Consider the following 20,533-nt stretch of genomic DNA (forward strand, 5'->3'; position numbering starts at 1 on the left):
TTATCCCCTGCAACATCGCGCAGAATACACTTTGAACGCGAAATCGTTAATGGCCCGTTAACGTAGCGAGAAATGCTGGATGGCTTTACCAAGAAGGCCGTCGCGGGGGATCAGTAATCGAGGCGCTGGTTTTCACCCATTGGCACCGCATTCTCGGCGCTGCGCGCGTCGATCTTGGCGCGTGGCCAGACAACCTCGACAATGGCTCCGCATTTCTCGGGCTGCTCGCCACTGACAAGATAGGGATCGCGCCCGTTGGCAAAGCTCAACTCGGCGCCCGACCGTTCCAGCAGGGTCTTGGCGATGAAGAGTCCCAGACCCATGCCTTCGTATTCGGGCCTTTGGCTGCGTTCAGGTTCGGTGCGGCGCAGACGCATGAAGGGATCACCAATCCGGCCCATCATGCTGGGCGGATAACCCATTCCGTCATCCATGATCCGGACAGAAACCGTGTCTTCATCCCATGTCGTTTCGACCCAGACATTCGCCCGCGCAAAATCAACACCGTTCTGCAACAGGTTGCGCAGACCGTGCACAAGGTCTGGACGGCGCAGGACGACTGGCTGGTTCTGGCTGTCCTCGCTGTTCTGACCGTCCTGAAAATGGATATCCTTGCCCCGGTTCATGTGCGGAGCCGCCGCCTCGCGCACGACGGTGCCCAAGGGGGCTTGCCGCAGCATCAGGTCGTCTTTTCCGGCCCGGCCCATGGAGCGCAGAATATCCCGGCACCTGTCTGCCTGCTGGCGGATCAGTCGCGCGTCTTCCTGCAACTCGGGGAAGTCCTCAAGCTCTTCGATCAGTTCGGCACTTGTCAGCTTGATCGTGGCCAGAGGCGTGCCCAACTCATGCGCTGCGGCGGCCACAACCCCGCCAAGGTCGGTCAGTTTCTGCTCGCGCGCTAGTGCCATCTGCGTGGCCTGCAACGCATCGGACATCGAGTGCATCTCTTGCGTCACCCGGCGCGAGTAGAAGCTGAGGAACACGACGGCGATGGTAATGGCCACCCAGTTGCCGAACACGAAGATATCCGGCACCCGGAGCAGAAACCCCTGATCCGTGCGCAGGGGCAGATGGAATTCGGCCAGAAGGGTGACGGCCAGAATGGCTGTGATCCCCAGAAACACCGTGGATCGCAGGGTAAGCACCAATGCGGACACGGTTACCGGTCCAAGGATCAGGATGTAAAACGGGTTGTGCAGACCACCGGTCAGATACAGCAACAGCGCAAGTTGCAGCAGATCGAACAGGACCATCAGCAGGTTTTCGGTCTCGGACAGGCGCTTGTTCTCGGGGAAGATGAACATTGCGATCAGGTTGCCCATGACCGAAACACTCACCACCAAAAGACAGAGTGCCATCTCGATCTGGAGGTTGTAGGCTTGCTGGGCGACGAAAAGCGCCACAAGCTGACCCACGACAGCACCCCAGCGCAGCAGGATGATCGTGCGCAGGCGCACCCAGTTCCCGCGTTCGTGACCCTTGAGGACGCCTAGTTGACTATCACTCATATGTGCGCCTTCGTCCCGTTGCATGTCAGGCTCAAGTCGTAAATATGCACCCCGACGGATGAATAGCCAGCCCTGCCGCGAAAAGGAGAAACTGCCATGCTTCGGATCTATGCCATCGGTGCCGCTGGTCTTGTGGTCGCCATGACTGCCGGCGTGTATATTTACACGCAACTGGCCGGAGAGCCCGACAAGTATGCCCAGTGCCGTAGCACGGCCATTGCCGGGGGCAGTTCGCAGATCGGCGGCCCTTTCACCCTGATCGACGAAACCGGCGCGACCGTGACCGATGCCGAGGTGATCGACCAGCCTGCGCTGATCTATTTCGGCTATACGTTCTGCCCCGATGTCTGCCCGCTTGATACCGCCCGCAATGCCGAGGCGATCGACATCCTTGAAGAACGTGGTCTGATGGTGAAGCCGGTCTTTATCTCGATCGACCCGGAGCGGGACACACCCGAGGTGGTTGATGCCTTTACCGCCAACCTTCACGAGCGGATGCTGGGGTTGACAGGCACGCCCGAGCAGGTGCGCGAGGCCAGCCGCGCCTATCGGACCTTCTATCAGAAGCAGGAACCGAGTGAGGGTAACGAGGACTACTACCTCGTGGATCACTCAACCATGACTTATCTGGTCTTTCCCGAGGAAGGTTTCATCGAGGTTTTCCAGCGCTCGCTGCGCGCGGAAGACGTGGCTGACCGCGTCCAGTGCTTTCTTGAAGCCAGTTGACAGGTCACGTTGACATCACGGAGATGACAGTCCGGTTTGACGCTTGCGGGGACGCGCTATAATACCCTTGTGTGATCGTTCAATTGATCGGGGGAGTATCGCGTGGCCGAAGACCTTTACGATATCGGAGAGGACCGTACGCTTCTACTGGTCGATGATGACGATGCGTTTCTGAAACGCCTTGCCAAAGCAATGGAAAAGCGCGGTTTCGACGTCGAGATGGCAGGCTCGGTTGCGGCCGGGAAAGCCATAGCCACGGCCCGCCCTCCTGCCTATGCGGTGTGCGATCTGCGGCTTGAAGACGGCAATGGTCTGGACGTGGTGGAAGTGCTGCGCGAGAAGCGTCCCGACTGCCGGATTGTTGTTCTGACAGGCTATGGTGCGATTGCCACCGCAGTGGCGGCGGTCAAGATCGGCGCGACCGATTATCTTAGCAAGCCTGCGGATGCGACGGATATCACCAATGCGCTGCTGGCGACCGGTGCGGAACTGCCGCCACCGCCCGAGAACCCCATGAGTGCGGATCGGGTCCGTTGGGAGCATATCCAGCGGGTCTATGAATTGTGTGATCGCAACGTGTCCGAGACGGCCCGGCGCCTGAACATGCATCGGCGCACGTTGCAGCGCATTCTTGCGAAACGCTCGCCCCGCTAAAGCCTATGGGCCAAAGCGATAGGCGATTTCTGACAGGAATTGCTGACAGGATTTGTCATAAGCCTGAACGATGGCCCCTGTATCGACCTTGGCCCCTTGCCCCTGAGCGGCCATCTTTTCGCCGAGGTGGCAGAGTGCAGCGACGTCGGTAAAGCCGAGATTCAGAACGCCGCCCTTGAGGAAGTGGAGATCCACCTCCAGCCGTTCGGGATCAGGGCTTTCCCTGACCTGCGCGATCGCATTGCCGATTTCGGTCAGAAACAGATCAATGACATCGGAAAAAGCCTCTGCCCCGATTTCGTCATGCAAGTCCTGCACCCGCATCCAGTCTATCATGACCATCCCCTTCCGGCTGCGACGCAGGCTAGAAGGATCCCCTTAAAACATTGTGAACATGTAAAAATTTAAGGTTCAGACTGCATAAAGGATTGGTTGGTAATCCGGCGGACGCAAGTTTGAAAAAGGCAAGGTCTGGTGTCCGCCCATGTAAAACAGTCGTTGAGGGAGCCTCATTCCGCCGCGGGTTCTGGCGATGAACCGATGCATGTGCTCGTGGTCGATGACAGCGGTCTGCAGCGACGAATCCTGACCGCCTCGCTGGCGCGCTGGGGTTATCGCGTGTCCGAGGCGGAAAGCGGGCAGGACGCGCTGGGCATTTGCCTGTCCGATCCGCCTGATCTTGTGCTGAGTGACTGGATGATGCCCGGTATGGACGGGCTGGAATTCTGCAAGGCGTTCCGCGTCCTGCCGCGCGATGGCTATGGCTATTTCATCTTGCTGACGTCGAAAAGCGAGAAGGAGGAGGTTGCTCTGGGTCTTGATTGCGGGGCAGATGACTTCCTGACAAAGCCGGTCAATCCGGCGGAACTGCGCGCCCGGATGAGTGCGGGCACCCGGATTATCGGGATGCAGAGACAACTGACCGAAAAGAATCGGCTGATCGGCAGCACTCTTCAGGAATTGCAGGCCCTTTACGATGCGCTTGACAGCGACCTGATCGAGGCCCGGAAGTTGCAGCAATCTTTGGTGCGGGAAAGGTTCCGCGATTTTGGGCCGGCACAAGTTTCGCTGATGCTGCGGCCCAGTGGTCATGTCGGTGGCGATCTGGTGGGATTCTATCCGGCGGGCGGATCGCGGGTCGGTCTTTTCGCAATCGACGTGTCGGGACATGGGATCAGTTCCGCATTGATGACTGCCCGGTTGGCAGGCTACCTCTCGTCGTCCTCACCGGAATACAACGTGGCCCTGATACGCGACCCTGAAGGGGGCCACGCACCGCTGCCGCCATCGCGGGTTGTCGCAACCCTGAACAGGCTGGTGCTGGAGGAGTTGCAGACAGAGCATTACTTTACCATGCTGCTGGCAGATCTGGATCTGACCACGGGTCGCGTGGTGATGGTGCAGGCTGGCCATCCGCATCCTTTGATCCAGCGTCTTGATGGGCGGATCGAAGTGCTGGGCCAGGGTGGCTTGCCGGTTGGCTTGCTTGATGATGCCGCCTTTCACGAGTTCAGTTGCACGCTTGGCCCCGGCGATCGGTTGGTCATCCTGTCCGATGGTGTGCTGGAATGTCCGGACCCCCAGACCACGCTGCTGGGAAGCGACGGGATTGCCGGGATTCTGGACCGGCTGCGCGACATGAGCGGCACGTCATTTCTGGAAGCGATGATCTGGCATCTGACGGAACATGCCGGTGGAGGGGACTTTCCAGACGATGTATCTGCAATCCTGCTGGAGTACACGGGGCAGACGGCGTCACCGATACCGCGGCGCGCCCATCAGCCGTGATACGAAGTGCCGGTCGCCCGCGTTGCCAAGTTTCTGTGCGGCGACGTCGGGTGGCATCCACAAGGCCATATGTCCCGGCTCGCTAGGTGGTCCGATCTGACGGACAGGCCGTGCGACATAGATCATGCAGAGCTTCTCGGCCCAAAGGTCATACTCGGGCATATAGGTGAACCGACGGAACGTTCCGACCCGACGCGGTGCAGCGATGGTCCATCCGGTTTCCTCGAAAACCTCGCGGTGCAAGGCTGCCAGCGGTGATTCGCCTGGATCAATCCCGCCGCCGGGAAGCTGAAACTCTGGCAATGGTTCAGACTGATGCGTCAACAGCAGATCCGTGCCCCGCGTCAGTATTGCATAGGCCCCCGGCCTGCGTTTGTAGACCTGCCCGTGCCGGGGCGACTCGCCGAACCGTCTGATCATCATGTCACCCTATGCACAGGCCATGCGCGGTGGTGATGGCAGCCATTCCCTTGGTGCCCGCCTTGCCCCGCCTATATACACGCGGTATGCCAAGAGACGGCGCTTAAGGAAACCCCATGACACTTGGATCGAAAATCGCCTGGGACGATACGGTATTGCCGTTCCAGCTGGACAACTCGGATATACGTGGCCGCGTGGCGCGGCTGGACGGGGTGCTGGACGGCATCCTCAAGCAGCACGACTATCCGCCCGTGGTCGAGGCATTGGTGGCCGAAATGGCCCTGCTGACCGCGCTGATCGGCCAGACCGTCAAGCTGCGCTGGAAATTGCAGCTTCAGGTGCAGTCCAAGGGTCCGGTGAGAATGATCGCCACGGATTATTATGGCCCGACCGAGGAAGGCGAGCCGGCGCGGATTCGCGCCTATGCCAGCTATGACGCGGACCGCCTGTCGGACGGGAAACCATTTGATCAGGTCGGCACGGGCTATTTCGCGATCATGATTGACCAGGGTCGGGATATGGCTCCCTATCAGGGGATCACCCCATTGGCGGGCGGGTCACTGGCGGCCTGCGCCGAGGCTTACTTCGCCCAGTCCGAGCAGTTGCCAACGCGGTTCGCGCTCAGTTTCGGCAAATCCACGGAACGTGGTGGCCGGGAATACTGGCGTGCGGGTGGTGTCATGTTGCAGCACATGCCCAAGGCGTCGCCCTTTGCCAAAGGGGTCGAGGCGACGGGACATGATGGTCTTTTGCATGCTCGCGACCTTGTCGATGGCGAGGATGGCGAGAACTGGAACCGCGCCAACCTGCTGCTCGATACAGTCGAGGAGTTGGAACTGGTCGGTCCGCGTGTGGCACCGACAGACTTGCTGATCCGGCTGTTCCACGAGGAAGCGCCGCGCGTTTTCGATGCGCAGCCCGTTCGGTTCGGCTGCACCTGTTCCGAGGATCGCGTGCGGCAAAGCCTGTCGATCTATTCGGCCAAGGACATCGAGACGATGACAACCGACGACGGTCTTGTCACGGCCGATTGCCAGTATTGTGGGGCTCATTACGTTCTAGATCCGAAAACGCTGGGCTTCGATGCCAAAGGGGCTGACGGGGATGGCCAATGACACCATCTCTGCCGATCCTCTGGCGCATGTGATCAAGGCGCTGGGCCGCGAAGGGCGGCCCTCGTCGGATTTTGACCTGAACCCGGATGTTGTCCTGCCCGAAGGTCGTCGTCTTCGGGCGGCGGGCGTGCTTGTGCCGCTGATCGCGCGGCCCTTCGGGATGCAGGTGATCCTGACAAAACGGTCTTCCGCGCTCAAGCATCATCCCGGTCAGATTGCCTTTCCGGGTGGTAAGCAAGACGAAGGGGATGCGGATGTGATCGCGGCGGCGCTGCGCGAGGCCGAAGAGGAGATCGCGCTGGATCGTGCCAATGTCGAGGTTCTGGGCACGATGCCCGCGCATGAAACCGTTACAGGTTTCATCGTGACCCCGGTTCTGGCGCGGGTCCGCGCGCCGTTTCAGCCTCGCCCGGAACCCGGCGAAGTCGCCGAGGTGTTCGAGGCTCCGCTGTCCCATGTGACCGATCCCGCGCGCTTCATCATCCAGTCGCGGCGCTGGCGTGGGCAGCGGCGGCACTATTTCACCGTGCCCTACGGCCCCTATTACATCTGGGGTGCAACCGCCCGCATCCTGCGCGCGTTGGCAGACAGGATGGACGGCTGATGCGGATCGCGGCAGACTGGATCGTGGCGGACCACACGCAGGCCGTTTGCCAGATGCTGATCCAGGCAGGTTACAAGTCCTTGTTCGTCGGAGGATGTGTGCGCAACGCGATTATCGGCGCGCCCGTAACGGATATTGACATCGCCACCGACGCCCGTCCCGAAGTGGTGATGGAACTGGCCAAGGACGCGGGACTGCGCCCCGTTCCGACCGGAATAGAACATGGCACCGTCACAGTCATTGCGGGCGGTGTGCCGCATGAGGTCACGACCTTTCGGCGCGACGTGGAAACGGATGGACGCCGCGCGGTGGTCGCATTTTCGACTCGGGTCGAGGATGACGCGCGTCGACGTGACTTCACCATGAATGCGCTCTATGCGGATGCGGCTGGAACGGTGCTTGATCCGCTGGGTGGGCTGCCTGACCTGATGGCACGTCGCGTCCGTTTTATCGAGGATGCCTCTGCGCGCATTGCGGAAGATTATCTGCGTATCCTGCGCTTTTTCCGGTTTCACGCGTGGTATGGTGACGAGGCAGAAGGGCTTGATCCGCAGGCGCTTGCTGCGATTGCTGCGGCCACCGAGGGTCTGGCCCAACTGTCACGCGAAAGGGTCGGCGCAGAGGTTCGCAAATTGCTGGCGGCACCCGATCCCGCGCCATCCGTTGCGGCGATGCGGGCCTGTGGGGTTCTGACCCGTATCCTGCCGGGCGCAGATGATCGCGCGCTGGCACCCCTGATTCATCTTGAGGTCGAGAGCGGCCTTCAGCCGGATTGGCTGGCACGGCTGGCCGCGCTGTCCGGTCCGGAGGCTGCGCCCCGGTTGCGGCTGTCCCGATCAGAGGAAGCCCGGCTTTGCACGTTACGCGACGGCATAGGCTCGATGCGCGGGGCGGGTGAACTGGGTTTCCGTCTGGGGTATGATGATGCGCGTGCAGTTCTTCTGTTGCGCGCAGCCGTGATGGGCATACCGATTGATCCGTCCAGCCTGCACGCTGCTGAAGAGGGCGCGGCGGCTGTTTTTCCTGTTGCCGCCGCCGATCTGATGCCCGGCTTTACCGGACCCGCGCTGGGTCGCGAGCTTGAGAGGCTCAAGTCCCTCTGGATCGAGTCGGGTTTCCGCCTTTCACGCGAAGATCTGCTGAAAGGCTGCTGATGCCTCCCCTGCCCTTGCGGTCCGGGGCAATCGGGTCTTTCTTGACCACCACTCCTGCGGGCTAGGTTCAGACCCAGGACATGACAGACCCAGAAAGACCCATGATGAACGCCGCCACCCATATCGACCCGTTTCGCCCTGCCGAGGGCCCGCCGCCGCAATCGCTGGGCGCATTCTTCCGTTGGGCGCTTTCTGGATCATGGCCTGCGCTGTGGCTGGCGACAGTCTTGTCGGCCGCGGCCGGGGCGCTGGAGGCAGGGACGGCACTGATCCTTGGCATGGTGATCGACGGCGCGATCGCCAGCGGACCCGATGCCTTCTTTTCGATGTCGAATGTGGTGACGATCCTTGTTGCGCTGGGCTTTTTCATCATCCTGCGCCCACTGGCCTTTGGTCTGTCTTCGGCGGCAAACTCGATCATCGTGCAACCCAACGTGAATCCGCTGGTCCTCAGCCGTCTGCATCGTTGGACATTGGGACAGTCGGTCAAGTTCTTCGACGATGACTTCGCGGGGCGGATCGCGCAAAAACAGATGCAGACGGCCCGAGCGATCACGGATGTCGCTGTCGAGATGATCAACGTCGTTGCCTTTGCGCTGGCCTCGCTGATCGGGTCGATCTTCCTTTTGCTGGCCATTGATACCCGTGTCGCACTGGTGTTCGTGCTGTGGCTTGCCTCGTATTTCATTCTGATCCGCGTCTTCCTGCCGCGAATCCGCACATTGGCGGGGAAGCGCGCGGGAGCGCGGGCGATGGTGTCGGGGCAGGTTGTGGATACGATCACCAACATCAAGACAGTGAAACTGTTCGCCCATGCCGACCACGAGGATCGCGCAGCACTGGGCGCGATGCAGAAGTTCAGGGACAGCTCGCTGCATTTCGGCAAGCTGTCAGCGGTGTTCCGGGTGGCCCTGATGACGCTGGCCGGTATTCTGCCGGTTCTGCTGATCGGTGGCACGCTGATCTTCTGGTCCCAAGGCACAGCCACGGAAGGCGATATCGTCGCCGCCGGGGCCGTGTCGATCCGCATCGCGCAGATGACCGGCTGGGTCAGTTTCACGCTGATGGCCATCTATTCCAACATCGGTGAGATCGAGGACGGTATCCGCACCTTGACGCCGCGGACCCGTGTCGATGATGCAGAAACGGCCCCCGCCCTGCAGGTGCCTGAGGGCCGTATCCGGTTTGAAGGTCTTGGATTTGCCTATGGCCGTGATGCGGGCGGGATCAGTGGCATTGATCTGGAGGTGAAGCCGGGGGAAAAGCTGGGCATCGTGGGGGCTTCGGGGGCAGGGAAATCCACGCTCGTGGCTTTGCTGCTGCGGCTTTACGATCCCGAAGAAGGGCGGATCACCATTGATGGGCAGGACATCCGCGACGTGACGCAGGAAAGCCTGCGCCGCCAGATCGGGATGGTGACGCAGGAAACCGCGATGTTCAATCGCTCGGCCCGCGACAACATCCTCTATGGGCGCCCTGATGCCACGCAGGATGAGGTGATCGCCGCTGCGACCAAGGCCGAAGCGCATGAATTCATCAAGGAGCTTCAGGATCACAAGGGCCGGCGCGGGTATGACGCGCATCTGGGCGAACGTGGTGTGAAACTGTCGGGCGGTCAGCGCCAGCGGATCGCACTGGCCCGCGCCATCCTCAAGGACGCGCCGATCCTTGTGCTGGACGAGGCGACAAGCGCACTGGACAGCGAGGTCGAGGCGTCGATCCAGACGGCGCTGGAGCGCGTGATGGAAGGCAAAACCGTTCTGGCCGTGGCGCATCGGTTGTCCACCATCAGTCAGATGGACCGGATCGTGGTGCTGGACCGGGGCCGGATCGTCGAGCAGGGCACTCATGATGACCTGTTGGCGGCAGGCGGGCTTTATGCGCGCTATTGGGATCGGCAGTCAGGTGGGTTCATCGGCCTCAAGGATGCCGCCGAATAGGGCTTTATGCAGACCCTGCGGCGGGGTATCCCCCGCAACATGACAGAGCATCGCATCATCAGGCTGGGACATCAGGGCGACGGGATCGCCCAAGGTCCGGTCTTTGCCCCTTTGACCCTGCCCGGCGAGGTTGTGACTGGCACGCTTGACGGTGACCGGCTGAGCGAGGTGCGGATCGTCAAACCGTCTTCGTCACGCGTCGCCCCGCCGTGCCGTCACTACAAGGCCTGTGGTGGCTGTCAGGTCATGCATGCCTCTGACGACTTCGTGGCCAGCTGGAAAACCGATGTGGTGCGGGCGGCCTTGTTCGCGCAGGGGATCGAGGCGGAGTTTCGTCCGATCCTGACCTCTTCTCCGAGGTCGCGACGGCGCGCGTCCCTGTCCGTGCGACGCACCAAGAAAGGCGCCATGGCTGGTTTTCATGCCCGCGCCTCGGACACTTTGATCGAAATCCCCGATTGCCAGTTGCTGTTGCCTGAATTGATGGTCGCCCTGCCCTTGGCCGAAGCACTGGCCGTGGCGGGCGGCAGCCGCAAGGGTGAGCTAACGGTTCAAGTCACGCAGAGCGACAATGGTCTGGATGTGTTGGTCACAGGCGGCAAGCCGCTGGATGGACCCCTGCGCATCGCGATTGCCGCCGAGGCGGAGCGTTTTCGCCTGGCCCGTCTGGTCTGGGAGGATGAGCTGGTCGGGATGCGCCAACCCCCGATGCAGCGCTTTGGTGCAGCCCGTGTCGTGCCGCCGCCCGGTGCTTTTCTGCAAGCCACGGCCGAGGGGGAGGCGGCCTTGCTGGCGGCCGTGACCGAAGCTGTCGGCGGTGCCGCACGGGTTGTGGATCTGTTCGCGGGCTGTGGCACCTTTGCGTTGCCATTGGCGTCAAATGCTGAAGTTCTTGCCGTGGAAAGCGATTCAGCCATGCTGAAGGCGTTGGATCAGGGCTGGCGGCAGGCCGAAGGGTTGAAGCGCGTGACGACCGAGACGCGTGATCTGTTCCGCCGGCCCCTGCTGCCGGACGAGTTGAAGCGCTTTGACGCTGCGGTGATTGACCCGCCCCGCGCCGGGGCCGAGGCGCAAGTGGCCGAGCTGGCCAAGGCCCGGATCGGGCGGATTGCCTTTGTCTCCTGCAACCCCGTGACGTTCGCCAGAGATGCGAAAATCCTGCTGGACGCAGGTTATCGCCTTGAATGGGTGCAGGTTGTGGATCAATTTCGCTGGTCCACGCATGTAGAGCTTGCAGCCTTCTTTGCCGCCCCACATATCTGACGCCGCGCAGGATCGTTTCCAACCGGAGCATGTGATGACTTTTCAGACCCGTCTGGCCGATTGGCTGGCCAGCCCTATTGTGACCAATTTTGTGATTGCCGTCATTCTTGTGAACGCTGTCACGCTGGGACTTGAAACTTCGGATACGGCCATGGCTGCGGCGGGCCCGATGATCCTGATGATAGACCGTATCTGCCTGTCGATCTTTGTGGTCGAGATCATCCTCAAGCTGATCGCGCACGGACGACATTTTTTCCGGTCGGCGTGGAACCTGTTTGATTTCGTGATCGTCGGTATCGCCCTTGTTCCCAATGCCCAGGGCATGTCCGTTCTGCGGGCGTTGCGGATCCTGCGGGTGCTGCGGGTCATCTCGGTCGCGCCGCGTCTGCGTCGGGTCGTGGAAGGGTTCATTACCGCGCTGCCCGGCATGGGCAGCGTCTTTCTGCTGATGGCGATCATCTTCTATATCGGCTCTGTCATGGCCACAAAGCTGTTCGGTGACAGCTTCCCCGAATGGTTCGGCACTCTGGGTGCCAGCGCCTATTCGCTGTTCCAGATCATGACTTTGGAAAGCTGGTCCATGGGGGTCGTGCGCCCCGTGATGGAAGTCTACCCCTATGCCTGGGCCTTTTTCGTGCCCTTCATTCTTGTGACGACTTTCGCGGTGGTCAACCTGTTGGTCGGTCTGGTCGTGAACTCGATGCAGGACGCCCATGCCGAGGAAAGCAACGAGAAGACGGATGTCTACCGCGAAGAGGTTCTGGCCCGTCTGAGGGCGATCGAAGAGCGCATGAACGCCCGCGACAAGGTGTAACGGATTCTTCAAAGAGAGAAGTTTAACCTATCTGCCTGATCGTTTTCCGTGTATTCCATGGACAAAAAACATGATCGAGCGGACATGATAAACAGGCGTTTTCTTTTACTCGCGCTGCCTTTGGTGGCGGCGGCGTGCGGGCGCACCCCGAGCAAGTTCCTTGTCTACAGGGGGCCTCAGGTGACTCGTGTTCTGGTCTTCAAGGAGGCCAGGCGCATGCATCTGATGCATTTCGACCGAGCACTTGCGTCTTTCGAGATTGATCTGGGTTTCGCGCCGGTCGGTCACAAGAATTTTGAGGGTGACGGGCGCACACCCGAAGGTGAGTATCTGATCGACCGTCGCAATCCGAACAGCCGTTTTCATTTGTCGCTGGGCATCTCTTATCCCAACGAGGAAGACATCGCCCGTGCGCTGGCCGCAGGCAAGAAACCTGGCGGTGACATCTTCATCCATGGGCGTCCGCGCCTGTATCAGAACGGCCAAAGAGACTGGACCTGGGGCTGCATTGCGGTGACTGACGCGGAAATGGAGGTCATCTATTCGATGGTGCAGGACGGCACGCCGATCTCGATCTTTCCCTGAAAGGTTTGGCGGCACACAAAACCCCGGATCAGCGTCCGGGGTTTTTGTAGATCACAGAGCCTCGGGCTTACTTGGCCAGGATCAGAGTCCACCACAGCTTGCCATTGTTTTCTTGATACCAGGAGAAACCCATACTGCGCGCCTGAGGGTCAAGAATGACACGGCGTGTGTCGGGCTGATCCATCCAGGCCGCCAATGTTTCAAGCTCGGTCTCGTAGGTTTCCGAGATCGTCTCACCAACAAGTTGCCCGGCATATCCGGAGCGCTGCACCCGGTCGATCGGCGACGAGCCATCCGAACCGAAGTGCCAAGGCCGGTTCTGCACCGACATGTCACGAGAATGCGTTGCGGCCGCTGCCGTCAACTGTGCGTTCAACTCGACAGGTGCGGCACCGGCAGCCTGCCGCAGCGCATTGACCGAATCGAGCATGCGGAACTGAACTTCAGCCGTCTCGCCTGCTGAAATGCGATAGACTCGCGGCAACGGGCGTCCATCTGGACCCATGGTCGGGGGTGGAGGGGTCGCGCACCCTGCGAGCACAAGTGCAATTGCGGCAAAAAGAGCGGGAATTCGAAGCATTTGGCATAATCCTGGTCAGTTGAGCATGCTTTATCCCGGTCAGGTGCTATATTAAACCCACTTCGGCGTGAGTACGCCAAATGACGCCGGTTTGATTTGCGACTGCGTCTTTCACGCAATAAATTCGAGTCCGATTGGCAGTAGCCCTGTCGTGGAGTAGTACGATGACTGATAAATACAACAATGCCTTCAATCGGCGTGCATTCCTTGCCGGAAGCGCTGCGGTTCTGGCGGCACCGGCCTTCGCCCAGAATGTGAACGGAGCCGATACTGTCGAGGTTGAACGCGACCTGTCGCAAGTTGTGCGGCGCAACGCCTCGAGCTTCCGCACGCTGGATTGGCGGCCCTATTTCTCGGATCTGCGCAATGGCGCGGTCCTAGTGGATATCGATTCGCGCGCCTTGCACTACTGGTCTGCGGACGGCTCGACCTACAAGCTTTACCCGTCCAGCGTTCCTCTTTCCGAGGACCTGACGCGTCGCGGGCGCACGTCGGTGATTCGCAAGGTTGAGGGTCCAAGTTGGGCCCCCACGCCCTCGATGAAGCAGCGCAATCCCGAATGGCCGGACTTCGTGCCGCCGGGGCCGGACAACCCGCTTGGCACTCATGCCCTGTATCTGAGCTGGACCTATTATCGGATCCACGGGACTCATGACACGCGCAAAATCGGGCGGCGATCCTCCAACGGATGCATCGGTTTGTACAACGAACATATCGCTGAACTGTATGCAATGACGCAGGTCGGCACGCAGGTGTTGCTAATTTGACGACATTCTCTCGCTGGTGGGAAAAACGCTTGCGAGTGGATTTGCATTTGCTTCGGATTACTGCTTTAGACAATAATACGAGGTACGTCTTGGGCGCTTGGCGTGTACTGGTGACACGCCGGCCGAATATCTGGAGGTTAATATGAAGAAACTCGTTCTCGCAGCTGCCGTGACTGCTGCCGCTTCGACCGCTTACGCTGGCAACCTGGCTGAGCCCGTCATCGAAGCACCTGTTGTTGTTGAAGAAACCGCTGGTTCGTCCGGTGGCGGCGTTCTGATTCCCCTGCTGATCCTGGCAGTGGTTGCAGCAGCTGTCGCAAGCTGATCTGACCAACGTGTAATAGAAAAAGGCGGTGATGTTTCACCGCCTTTTTTTATGTCTGCGATTGTCTCATGCACCGAGACAGTTACGAAGAGAGGCTGTCAGTCCAGCCACCCCTTGAGGTTGTCCTCGATGACCGCACTGAGCGCCGCGATATGCGCATCGTCATCGTTCAGGCAGGGAATATAGGTGAAATGGTCACCACCCGCCTCTTCAAAGCTTTCCTTGATCTCTTCGTTGATCTCTTCCAGCGTTTCGATGCAGTCGGCTGAAAAGGCTGGCGCGATGACCGCGATGCGCTTCTTGCCCTCTTCCTTGGCCAGACGCGCCACTTCTTCGACCGTATAGGGTTTCAGCCATTCTTCAGGGCCGAAACGCGACTGAAAGGTCGTCACGATCTGCGTCTTGTCCCATCCCAGCCGCTCCATCAAAAGGCGCGTCGTTTTCTGACACTGGCAATGATAGGGGTCACCTTCCAGCAGGTAGCGCTTGGGCACCCCGTGGTAAGAGCAGACCAGAACCTCGGGTTTGTGTTCTTCGGCGGCATAGGCCCGTTCGACCGACTGCGCGAGCGCCTCGATATACAACGGATGCTCGTAATAGGGATCGACGACACGGGCGGTCGGCTGCCACTTCTCCTCCATCAGGGAGCGGAAGAACTGATCGTTCGCGGTGGCGGACGTTGCCCCGGCATAATGCGGATAAAGCGGGAAAAACAGGATCTTGCGGCAACCGGCATCCACCATCGCGCGCACCTTCGACTTGGTGGACGGATTGCCGTATCGCATGCAGAAATCCACAACGACCTGATCGCCATAACGCGCCTTCATCGTCTCGGTGATCTTGGCGGTCTGATCCTTGGTGATCGTCATCAAGGGGCTTTCACCCTTGTCGTGGTTCCAGATCGATTGATAGTTCTTGCCGCTGCTGAAGGGCCGCTTGCTGAGAATGATCAGCTGCAACAGTGGCTGCCAGAGCCACGGGCTGTAGTCGATTACCCGGCGGTCCGACAGGAACTCGTTCAGATAGCGGCGCATCGACCAGTAGTCGTAATTGTCCGGCGTTCCAAGGTTGGCCAGCAGGATACCCACTTTACCCATCGCAACGCGGGGATGGTCGGGCTGCGACATGGGTGGTCTTACGGCGTTCGCATCAGTCGTTTCGGTCGCGGTGGCATCCAGCATCTGGGCCCTCGTTCATAGTGTTTTTTGAATGGGTCAGCACGGGACATAAAGGTTCTGAACGGATCGTCAATCTTGCAGCTTCGATTCGACGCTTCCCAGAACATCTGCAAGCCGTGTCTGTGCAGATCCTGGGCGCAGTGGTTGGGGTTGGCTGGCATCAGGTGCCCAGCCACTGAGAAAGATCATTTCGAAGGTCGCAGGGATACGACCATCGGCATCGGCATGCTGGGCGGCATAGATCCGCGCCGCTTCATGCAGGACACCGCGACCTGTGGGGCGGCGCAAGCGCGCGTGCAGGGCATTGCCCTCGCCCATCGCGCGCAGATCGCGCATCAGAGCGAAGGCATCGCTATAGCTCGCCGTCAGGCTGATGCTGTCGGCAACAGGTAAAGCAAGGCCCGCACGCTGCAATAGACCGCCCAGATCCCGGATTTCGCCCATCGGCAGGACACGCGGCGACAGGCCGCCATTCACACGCACTTCGGCTTCGGCGAGGGCGCTGCGCAACTCGTGCAGGGTCTGCCCGCCAAACAGCGACACAAGACACAATCCATCAGGTCGCAAAGCCCGGCGCGCCTGAATAAGCTGACCCACCGGATCGCTGGACCAGTGCAATGCCAGCGAATGGATCACAAGATCATGGGCACCTTCCTCAAGCTCCAGAACCTCGTTATCCGCGACAATTTGCGCATCCGGCAGAACGGATTTCCAAAGCTGCGGAAATCCGGTCACCACGGCAGGCTTCGTAAATGACCTGTTAACCAGTTCCAGACGATCCTTGACCTCGAGGGCAGCTTCTTCCTGCAAGAACAATGCAGGTGCCCGCGCCGCGCGGGCACGGTTGCGGATCAGGGCTGCGCGGTCGGTCAACTTGGGAGTCTGGGTCATGGGCGGCATATAAGCGGATGGTGGCGAAGTTTCAAACGGCACTGCGCCTTGTCTATCCGCCGCGCTGCCTGTGCTGTGGCGGGCTTGTGGAGACCGAGTTCGGCCTCTGCGCCACATGCTGGCGTGACGCGGCTTTCATTACCGGGCTGGTCTGCGATCTCTGCGGCACGCCGCTGCCCGGTGAGGCGCATCCGACCGATGTCGTGCATTGCGACGATTGCATGACCATCGCACGCCCTTGGTCGCGCGGAAGGGCCACGTTCCTTTACCGCGATACGGCGCGCAAACTGGTGCTGTCTCTGAAACATGGGGACCGACTTGATATTGCAAAACCCGTGGCCGCATGGATGGCAAAAGCGGCGCGGCCCATTCTTTTGCCTGACATGCTGGTCGCGCCAGTACCGCTGCACTGGATGCGGCTTCTCAAGCGACGCTACAACCAGTCTGTACTGCTGTCAGATTCTGTGGCGCGTGCAACGGGTTTGTCCCATTGCCCCGATCTTTTGACACGCATTCGCCGGACACCATCGCTGGACGGGGCCAGCCGGGACACCCGCTTTGCCACCCTGAATGCAGCAATCAGCGTCACACCCGCGCGCAGACACCGGGTCATCGGTCGCAAGGTCCTGATTGTGGATGATGTCATGACATCGGGCGCGACTCTGGCCGCCTGTGCGGAGGCGTGTCTGGCGTCCGGAGCCGCGCAAGTTTTCGTGCTTACACTGGCGCGCGTTGCAAAGGACGCTTAAATCACGGACAAGTTGGACGTGATCAAAGGACAACCAATAAAATGCAATCCGTTGAAATCTACACCTCGCCGCTGTGTGGCTATTGCCACGCGGCCAAACGCCTGCTGACCCAGAAAGGTGTAAGCTTTTCCGAGATTGACGTTCTGGCCCAGCCTGATCGCAAACCCGAGATGATCCAGCGCGCCAATGGCGGGCGCACCGTGCCGCAGATCTTTATCGGCACCACCCATGTGGGCGGCTGTGATGATCTTTTTGCGCTGGAAAGCGCGGGCAAGCTTGACGCGCTGCTCAAAGGATAACACCCGATGAAGGCTGCCTTGCTGCAACTGACGTCAAGCGACGATCCGGCCGAGAACCTCGGGATCGTGCAGAAGATGATGCGGCAGGCGGCGGAACAGGGCGCAGGGTTCGTGCTGACTCCTGAAGTGACGAACTGCGTCTCGTCCGATCGCGCGCATCAGTCACGCGTGCTTTCCACGCAAGATGATGACCCAACCTTGGCCGGTTTGCGTGACGAGGCGGCACGCTTGGGCCTGTGGCTGTTGATCGGGTCTCTTGCGCTCAAAACCACAGATGCGGACGGGCGATTTGCCAACCGTTCGTTTCTGATTGGGCCGGATGGGACCATCCGGGCATGGTATGACAAGATCCATATGTTCGATGTGCAGGTGTCCGAGACCGAGACCTATCGCGAATCCGCAGGCTTTCGCCCCGGTGAACGCGCGGTGTTGGCGGATGCCGGGTTCGCCCGGATCGGTATGACCGTCTGCTATGATGTCCGCTTCCCTCACCTGCATCGCGGGCTGGCGCAGGCCGGGGCACAGATCCTGACGGTGCCAGCCGCCTTTTCGCCGGTGACAGGTGCCGCCCATTGGGAGCCGCTGCTGCGCGCCCGCGCGATCGAGACAGGCTGCTATGTCCTGGCCCCCGCGCAGACCGGGCAGCATCCCTCCGCAACTGGCGGGACTCGCCGCACCTATGGGCACAGTATGGCGATTTCGCCCTGGGGCGAAGTTCTGATTGATGCGGGAACGAAACCCGGCATCACATTTGTTGATCTGGACATGGACACCGTGGCACAAGCACGGGCGCGCGTTCCTGCGCTGATGCATGACCGAAAGTTCACTCCGCCAGATGTCTGACAGCAGCAATTCCCTTGCCGTAGCCCTGTTCAGCGAGATCCTGACCGCAGATCAACTGGTCCGGAATCGTCTGTCCAAGGTATTGCCCAAAGGGATGGAGATTTCGCATTTCTCGGTGCTGAACCATCTGGCCCGTTACGGTGCAGAAAGGACGCCCGCGCAATTGGCGAAAAGTTTTCACGTCACGCGCGGTGCCATGACCAATACATTGGGCAAGCTGGAATGGGCCGGATATGTCCATATCCGCCCCGATTGGGATGACGCGCGCCGCAAGATGGTGGCGATCAGCCCGGCCGGACGACGCGCGCGGGATGCGGCACTGGATGCGATTTCACCCATGATTGCCGAGCTGATTTCGGAGCTGGGTGACGAAAAGGTCCGCGCCGCCATTCCGATCCTGCGCGAATTAAGGCTCAAACTGGAAGAAGACTGAACCTGCCTTTCATCGTTCCCCAAATACTCATGCTCAGGCCGGTTTCAGGCTGGCCGTGACGTAGTTCACGCTGAGATCGCGCTCGGACAGAGACCATGTCCACAGGATCGGGTTGAAGACAAAGCCCTTGCGATCCACCGGATCCAGACCCGCGTTCCGCAGCAGATCGAACAGTTCATCCGGCGTGATGAACTTGTTCCACTCATGCGTGCCCTTGGGCAGCCAGCGCATCACGTATTCCGCCCCGACAATCGCCATGGCGAAACTTTTCGGGTTGCGGTTGATGGTCGAGCAGATGTGCAGACCACCGGGTTTGAGCAATTCCCGGCAGGCAGTCAGATAGGCCAGCGGATCGGCGACATGCTCGACCACTTCCATGTTCAGCACCACGTCGAACTGTTCGCCGGCGGCAGCCAGATCTTCGGCCGTCGTGTGACGATAGTCGATGGTCAGGCCGGATTGTTCCGCATGCACCTGCGCCACCGGGATGTTGCGCGGCGCGGCATCCGCGCCCACCACATCGGCGCCAAGTCGCGCCATCGGTTCCGACAAAAGCCCTCCACCGCAGCCGATATCCAGAATTCTGAGTCCGCTGAAAGGCGCCGGTCCATTCAGATCGCGCCCGAACTCGCCCGCGATCTGCCGGGTAATATAGTCAAGACGGCATGGGTTCAGCATGTGCAACGGCTTGAACTTGCCCTTCGGATCCCACCATTCAGCGGCCATTGCCTCGAACTTGGCGACTTCCGCAGGATCAACTGTGGTCTGACCGGCTTGCATTCTGCTCTCCATGTGCTCTTTTACCTCCATCCGGTATATAGGATCGTCATGGACAAATACTTGGGCCAAAAAAGCGCAGTCCACTATCTGCACCCGCCGGTCGATCCTTTCGACCAGCGAATGATCGACGTGGGCGATGGCCATACCGTCTATATGGAGCAGTCTGGCAATCCTCAAGGAATGCCGGTCGTTGTTCTGCATGGCGGGCCGGGTGGCGGATGCAGCCCGGCGATGCGGCGGTATTTCGATCCCAAGGTGTTCCGGGTAATCCTGTTTGACCAACGCGGCTGTGGGCGCTCGCGTCCTCATGCCTCGGTCAAGGACAACACCACATGGCATCTGGTCCGCGATATCGAGCGGATCAGAAGCGATCTGGACATCGACCAATGGACGGTTTTCGGCGGTAGCTGGGGGGCGACCCTTGCCCTGATCTATGCGCAGGAACACCCGGACCGCGTGGCAGGGCTTGTCCTGCGTGGGGTATTTCTGGCGACAAAGGCCGAGTTGGATTGGTTCTATGGGGGCGGTGCAGGAAAGTTCTGGCCCGAAACCTGGGCCCGTTTCGTGGACCTGATCCCCGAGGACGAGCGCGGCGACCTAATCGCCGCCTATCACAAGCGCCTGTTTTCCGGCGACCTGATGGTCGAGACGAAATATGCCCGCGCCTGGTCGTCATGGGAGAATGCTCTGGCGTCGTTCCACTCCAACGGCGTCGGTGGAGACAGTCCCGGCGAATATGCCCGCGCCTTTGCAAGGCTTGAAAACCATTACTTCATGAACGGTGCCTTTCTGGACTATGACGGCCAGATCATGGACCGGGTGGATCGCATTGCCCATATCCCCGGCGCTATCGTGCAGGGTCGCTATGACATGATCTGCCCGCCGGAATCTGCGTGGAACCTTGCCGCGCGCTGGCCCAACGTCGAGTTGCACATGGTCCGCAACGCGGGCCACGCGCTGTCCGAGCCGGGTATCAGCGCCGAACTGGTCCGCGTGATGGACCGCATCGGCGAAGGCTGATTGCGCCGCACCCATTGCCCCTTGCAGACTCGGGCCATGCGGCGTATATGGCCCTCAACAGCGGCGCGCTGGGGTCCACTCCCACCGTACCACCGGG

General features: G+C 60.3%; 24 protein-coding genes. 17 read left to right on the forward strand and 7 right to left on the reverse strand.

The window, feature by feature from the left end:
- Positions 1-110: 110 nt before the first annotated feature.
- The gene (regB, locus tag PVW27_RS10840; RefSeq protein WP_274557604.1) at positions 111-1,508 is read right to left on the reverse strand and encodes a sensor histidine kinase RegB; all 1,398 of its coding nucleotides are present in this window, start codon (positions 1,506-1,508) and stop codon (positions 111-113) included.
- A gap of 96 nt (positions 1,509-1,604) precedes the next feature.
- Here regB and PVW27_RS10845 point away from each other — a divergent pair, with 96 nt between their 5' ends.
- A complete protein-coding gene (locus PVW27_RS10845) occupies positions 1,605-2,234 on the forward strand; it encodes an SCO family protein (protein WP_274557606.1) in 630 nt (209 codons plus the stop codon).
- 102 nt (positions 2,235-2,336) lie between these two features.
- Positions 2,337-2,888 carry an ActR/PrrA/RegA family redox response regulator transcription factor gene (locus tag PVW27_RS10850; RefSeq protein ID WP_274557608.1) on the forward strand — a complete coding sequence of 184 codons (552 nt, stop codon included), beginning with the start codon at positions 2,337-2,339 and terminating at the stop codon, positions 2,886-2,888.
- A 3-nt stretch (positions 2,889-2,891) separates the two neighbouring features.
- Here PVW27_RS10850 and PVW27_RS10855 read toward each other — a convergent pair whose 3' ends face one another.
- Positions 2,892-3,224 (reverse strand): Hpt domain-containing protein, encoded by a 333-nt coding sequence (locus tag PVW27_RS10855; protein WP_274557610.1) that lies wholly within the window; start codon positions 3,222-3,224, stop codon positions 2,892-2,894.
- 138 nt (positions 3,225-3,362) lie between these two features.
- Here PVW27_RS10855 and PVW27_RS10860 point away from each other — a divergent pair, with 138 nt between their 5' ends.
- Entirely contained in the window at positions 3,363-4,676 is a 1,314-nt protein-coding gene (locus PVW27_RS10860) for a PP2C family protein-serine/threonine phosphatase (protein ID WP_432762051.1), read from the forward strand.
- Here the strand turns inward: PVW27_RS10860 and PVW27_RS10865 are convergent.
- Positions 4,644-5,096: an NUDIX hydrolase gene (locus PVW27_RS10865; RefSeq protein WP_274557744.1), complete on the reverse strand. Its 453-nt coding sequence runs from the start codon at positions 5,094-5,096 to the stop codon at positions 4,644-4,646. The two genes, PVW27_RS10860 and PVW27_RS10865, sit on opposite strands and share 33 nt — an antisense overlap.
- 116 nt (positions 5,097-5,212) lie before the next feature.
- Between PVW27_RS10865 and hslO the strand changes: the two genes are divergently transcribed.
- The 7 genes from hslO to PVW27_RS10900 all read left to right on the forward strand — a co-directional run bounded on the left by hslO (position 5,213) and on the right by PVW27_RS10900 (position 12,571).
- Positions 5,213-6,211, forward strand: coding sequence for an Hsp33 family molecular chaperone HslO (gene hslO / locus PVW27_RS10870; protein WP_274557612.1), 999 nt, complete (start codon positions 5,213-5,215; stop codon positions 6,209-6,211).
- Complete coding sequence (locus tag PVW27_RS10875) at positions 6,201-6,815, forward strand: CoA pyrophosphatase (RefSeq protein WP_274557613.1); 615 nt, start codon at positions 6,201-6,203, stop codon at positions 6,813-6,815. Before hslO ends, PVW27_RS10875 begins: the two co-directional genes overlap by 11 nt.
- On the forward strand, positions 6,815-7,969 hold the full coding sequence (locus PVW27_RS10880) for a CCA tRNA nucleotidyltransferase (RefSeq protein WP_274557615.1): 1,155 nt from the start codon (positions 6,815-6,817) through the stop codon (positions 7,967-7,969). The genes PVW27_RS10875 and PVW27_RS10880 overlap by 1 nt, the downstream gene beginning before the upstream one ends.
- A 104-nt stretch (positions 7,970-8,073) precedes the next feature.
- Complete coding sequence (locus PVW27_RS10885) at positions 8,074-9,909, forward strand: ABC transporter ATP-binding protein (protein ID WP_274557617.1); 1,836 nt, start codon at positions 8,074-8,076, stop codon at positions 9,907-9,909.
- Between the two features lie 39 nt (positions 9,910-9,948).
- Entirely contained in the window at positions 9,949-11,172 is a 1,224-nt protein-coding gene (locus PVW27_RS10890; RefSeq protein WP_274557745.1) for a class I SAM-dependent RNA methyltransferase, read from the forward strand.
- 34 nt (positions 11,173-11,206) lie between these two features.
- Complete coding sequence (locus PVW27_RS10895; RefSeq protein WP_274557619.1) at positions 11,207-11,986, forward strand: ion transporter; 780 nt, start codon at positions 11,207-11,209, stop codon at positions 11,984-11,986.
- Positions 11,987-12,070: 84 nt separating this feature from the next.
- Complete coding sequence (locus PVW27_RS10900) at positions 12,071-12,571, forward strand: L,D-transpeptidase family protein (protein ID WP_274557746.1); 501 nt, start codon at positions 12,071-12,073, stop codon at positions 12,569-12,571.
- A gap of 67 nt (positions 12,572-12,638) precedes the next feature.
- On the opposite strand, the gene PVW27_RS10905 is transcribed toward PVW27_RS10900, so the two are convergent.
- On the reverse strand, positions 12,639-13,151 hold the full coding sequence (locus PVW27_RS10905; RefSeq protein ID WP_274557620.1) for a CAP domain-containing protein: 513 nt from the start codon (positions 13,149-13,151) through the stop codon (positions 12,639-12,641).
- A 164-nt stretch (positions 13,152-13,315) separates the two neighbouring features.
- Here PVW27_RS10905 and PVW27_RS10910 point away from each other — a divergent pair, with 164 nt between their 5' ends.
- Both PVW27_RS10910 and PVW27_RS10915 read left to right on the forward strand, forming a co-directional pair.
- Complete coding sequence (locus PVW27_RS10910) at positions 13,316-13,918, forward strand: L,D-transpeptidase (RefSeq protein ID WP_274557622.1); 603 nt, start codon at positions 13,316-13,318, stop codon at positions 13,916-13,918.
- Positions 13,919-14,060: 142 nt separating this feature from the next.
- Positions 14,061-14,243 carry a hypothetical protein gene (locus tag PVW27_RS10915; RefSeq protein ID WP_274557624.1) on the forward strand — a complete coding sequence of 61 codons (183 nt, stop codon included), beginning with the start codon at positions 14,061-14,063 and terminating at the stop codon, positions 14,241-14,243.
- Between the two features lie 98 nt (positions 14,244-14,341).
- On the opposite strand, the gene hemH is transcribed toward PVW27_RS10915, so the two are convergent.
- On the reverse strand, positions 14,342-15,424 hold the full coding sequence (hemH, locus tag PVW27_RS10920) for a ferrochelatase (protein WP_274557625.1): 1,083 nt from the start codon (positions 15,422-15,424) through the stop codon (positions 14,342-14,344).
- A 66-nt stretch (positions 15,425-15,490) separates the two neighbouring features.
- Entirely contained in the window at positions 15,491-16,312 is an 822-nt protein-coding gene (locus PVW27_RS10925) for a methyltransferase domain-containing protein (protein WP_274557627.1), read from the reverse strand.
- A 17-nt stretch (positions 16,313-16,329) separates the two neighbouring features.
- On the opposite strand from PVW27_RS10925, the gene PVW27_RS10930 reads away from it, so the two are divergent.
- Genes PVW27_RS10930 through PVW27_RS10945 form a run of 4 tightly spaced genes read left to right on the forward strand, consistent with a single transcriptional unit; the run spans position 16,330 to position 18,636 of the window.
- A complete protein-coding gene (locus PVW27_RS10930; protein WP_274557629.1) occupies positions 16,330-17,061 on the forward strand; it encodes a ComF family protein in 732 nt (243 codons plus the stop codon).
- Positions 17,062-17,102: 41 nt separating this feature from the next.
- On the forward strand, positions 17,103-17,360 hold the full coding sequence (gene grxC, locus PVW27_RS10935) for a glutaredoxin 3 (protein ID WP_274557631.1): 258 nt from the start codon (positions 17,103-17,105) through the stop codon (positions 17,358-17,360).
- A 6-nt stretch (positions 17,361-17,366) separates the two neighbouring features.
- Entirely contained in the window at positions 17,367-18,203 is an 837-nt protein-coding gene (locus tag PVW27_RS10940; protein WP_274557632.1) for a carbon-nitrogen hydrolase family protein, read from the forward strand.
- Complete coding sequence (locus tag PVW27_RS10945; protein ID WP_274557634.1) at positions 18,196-18,636, forward strand: MarR family winged helix-turn-helix transcriptional regulator; 441 nt, start codon at positions 18,196-18,198, stop codon at positions 18,634-18,636. Before PVW27_RS10940 ends, PVW27_RS10945 begins: the two co-directional genes overlap by 8 nt.
- Before the next feature lie 33 nt (positions 18,637-18,669).
- On the opposite strand, the gene ubiG is transcribed toward PVW27_RS10945, so the two are convergent.
- A complete protein-coding gene (gene ubiG / locus PVW27_RS10950; RefSeq protein ID WP_274557747.1) occupies positions 18,670-19,416 on the reverse strand; it encodes a bifunctional 2-polyprenyl-6-hydroxyphenol methylase/3-demethylubiquinol 3-O-methyltransferase UbiG in 747 nt (248 codons plus the stop codon).
- Between the two features lie 48 nt (positions 19,417-19,464).
- Here ubiG and pip point away from each other — a divergent pair, with 48 nt between their 5' ends.
- Positions 19,465-20,436, forward strand: a complete 972-nt coding sequence (pip, locus tag PVW27_RS10955; protein ID WP_274557637.1) for a prolyl aminopeptidase — start codon at positions 19,465-19,467, stop codon at positions 20,434-20,436.
- Positions 20,437-20,533: the final 97 nt, after the last annotated feature.

Origin of the sequence: Seohaeicola sp. 4SK31 (genome assembly GCF_028802875.1) — a bacterium.
In the GTDB taxonomy this organism is placed as follows: Bacteria; Pseudomonadota; Alphaproteobacteria; order Rhodobacterales; family Rhodobacteraceae; genus Seohaeicola.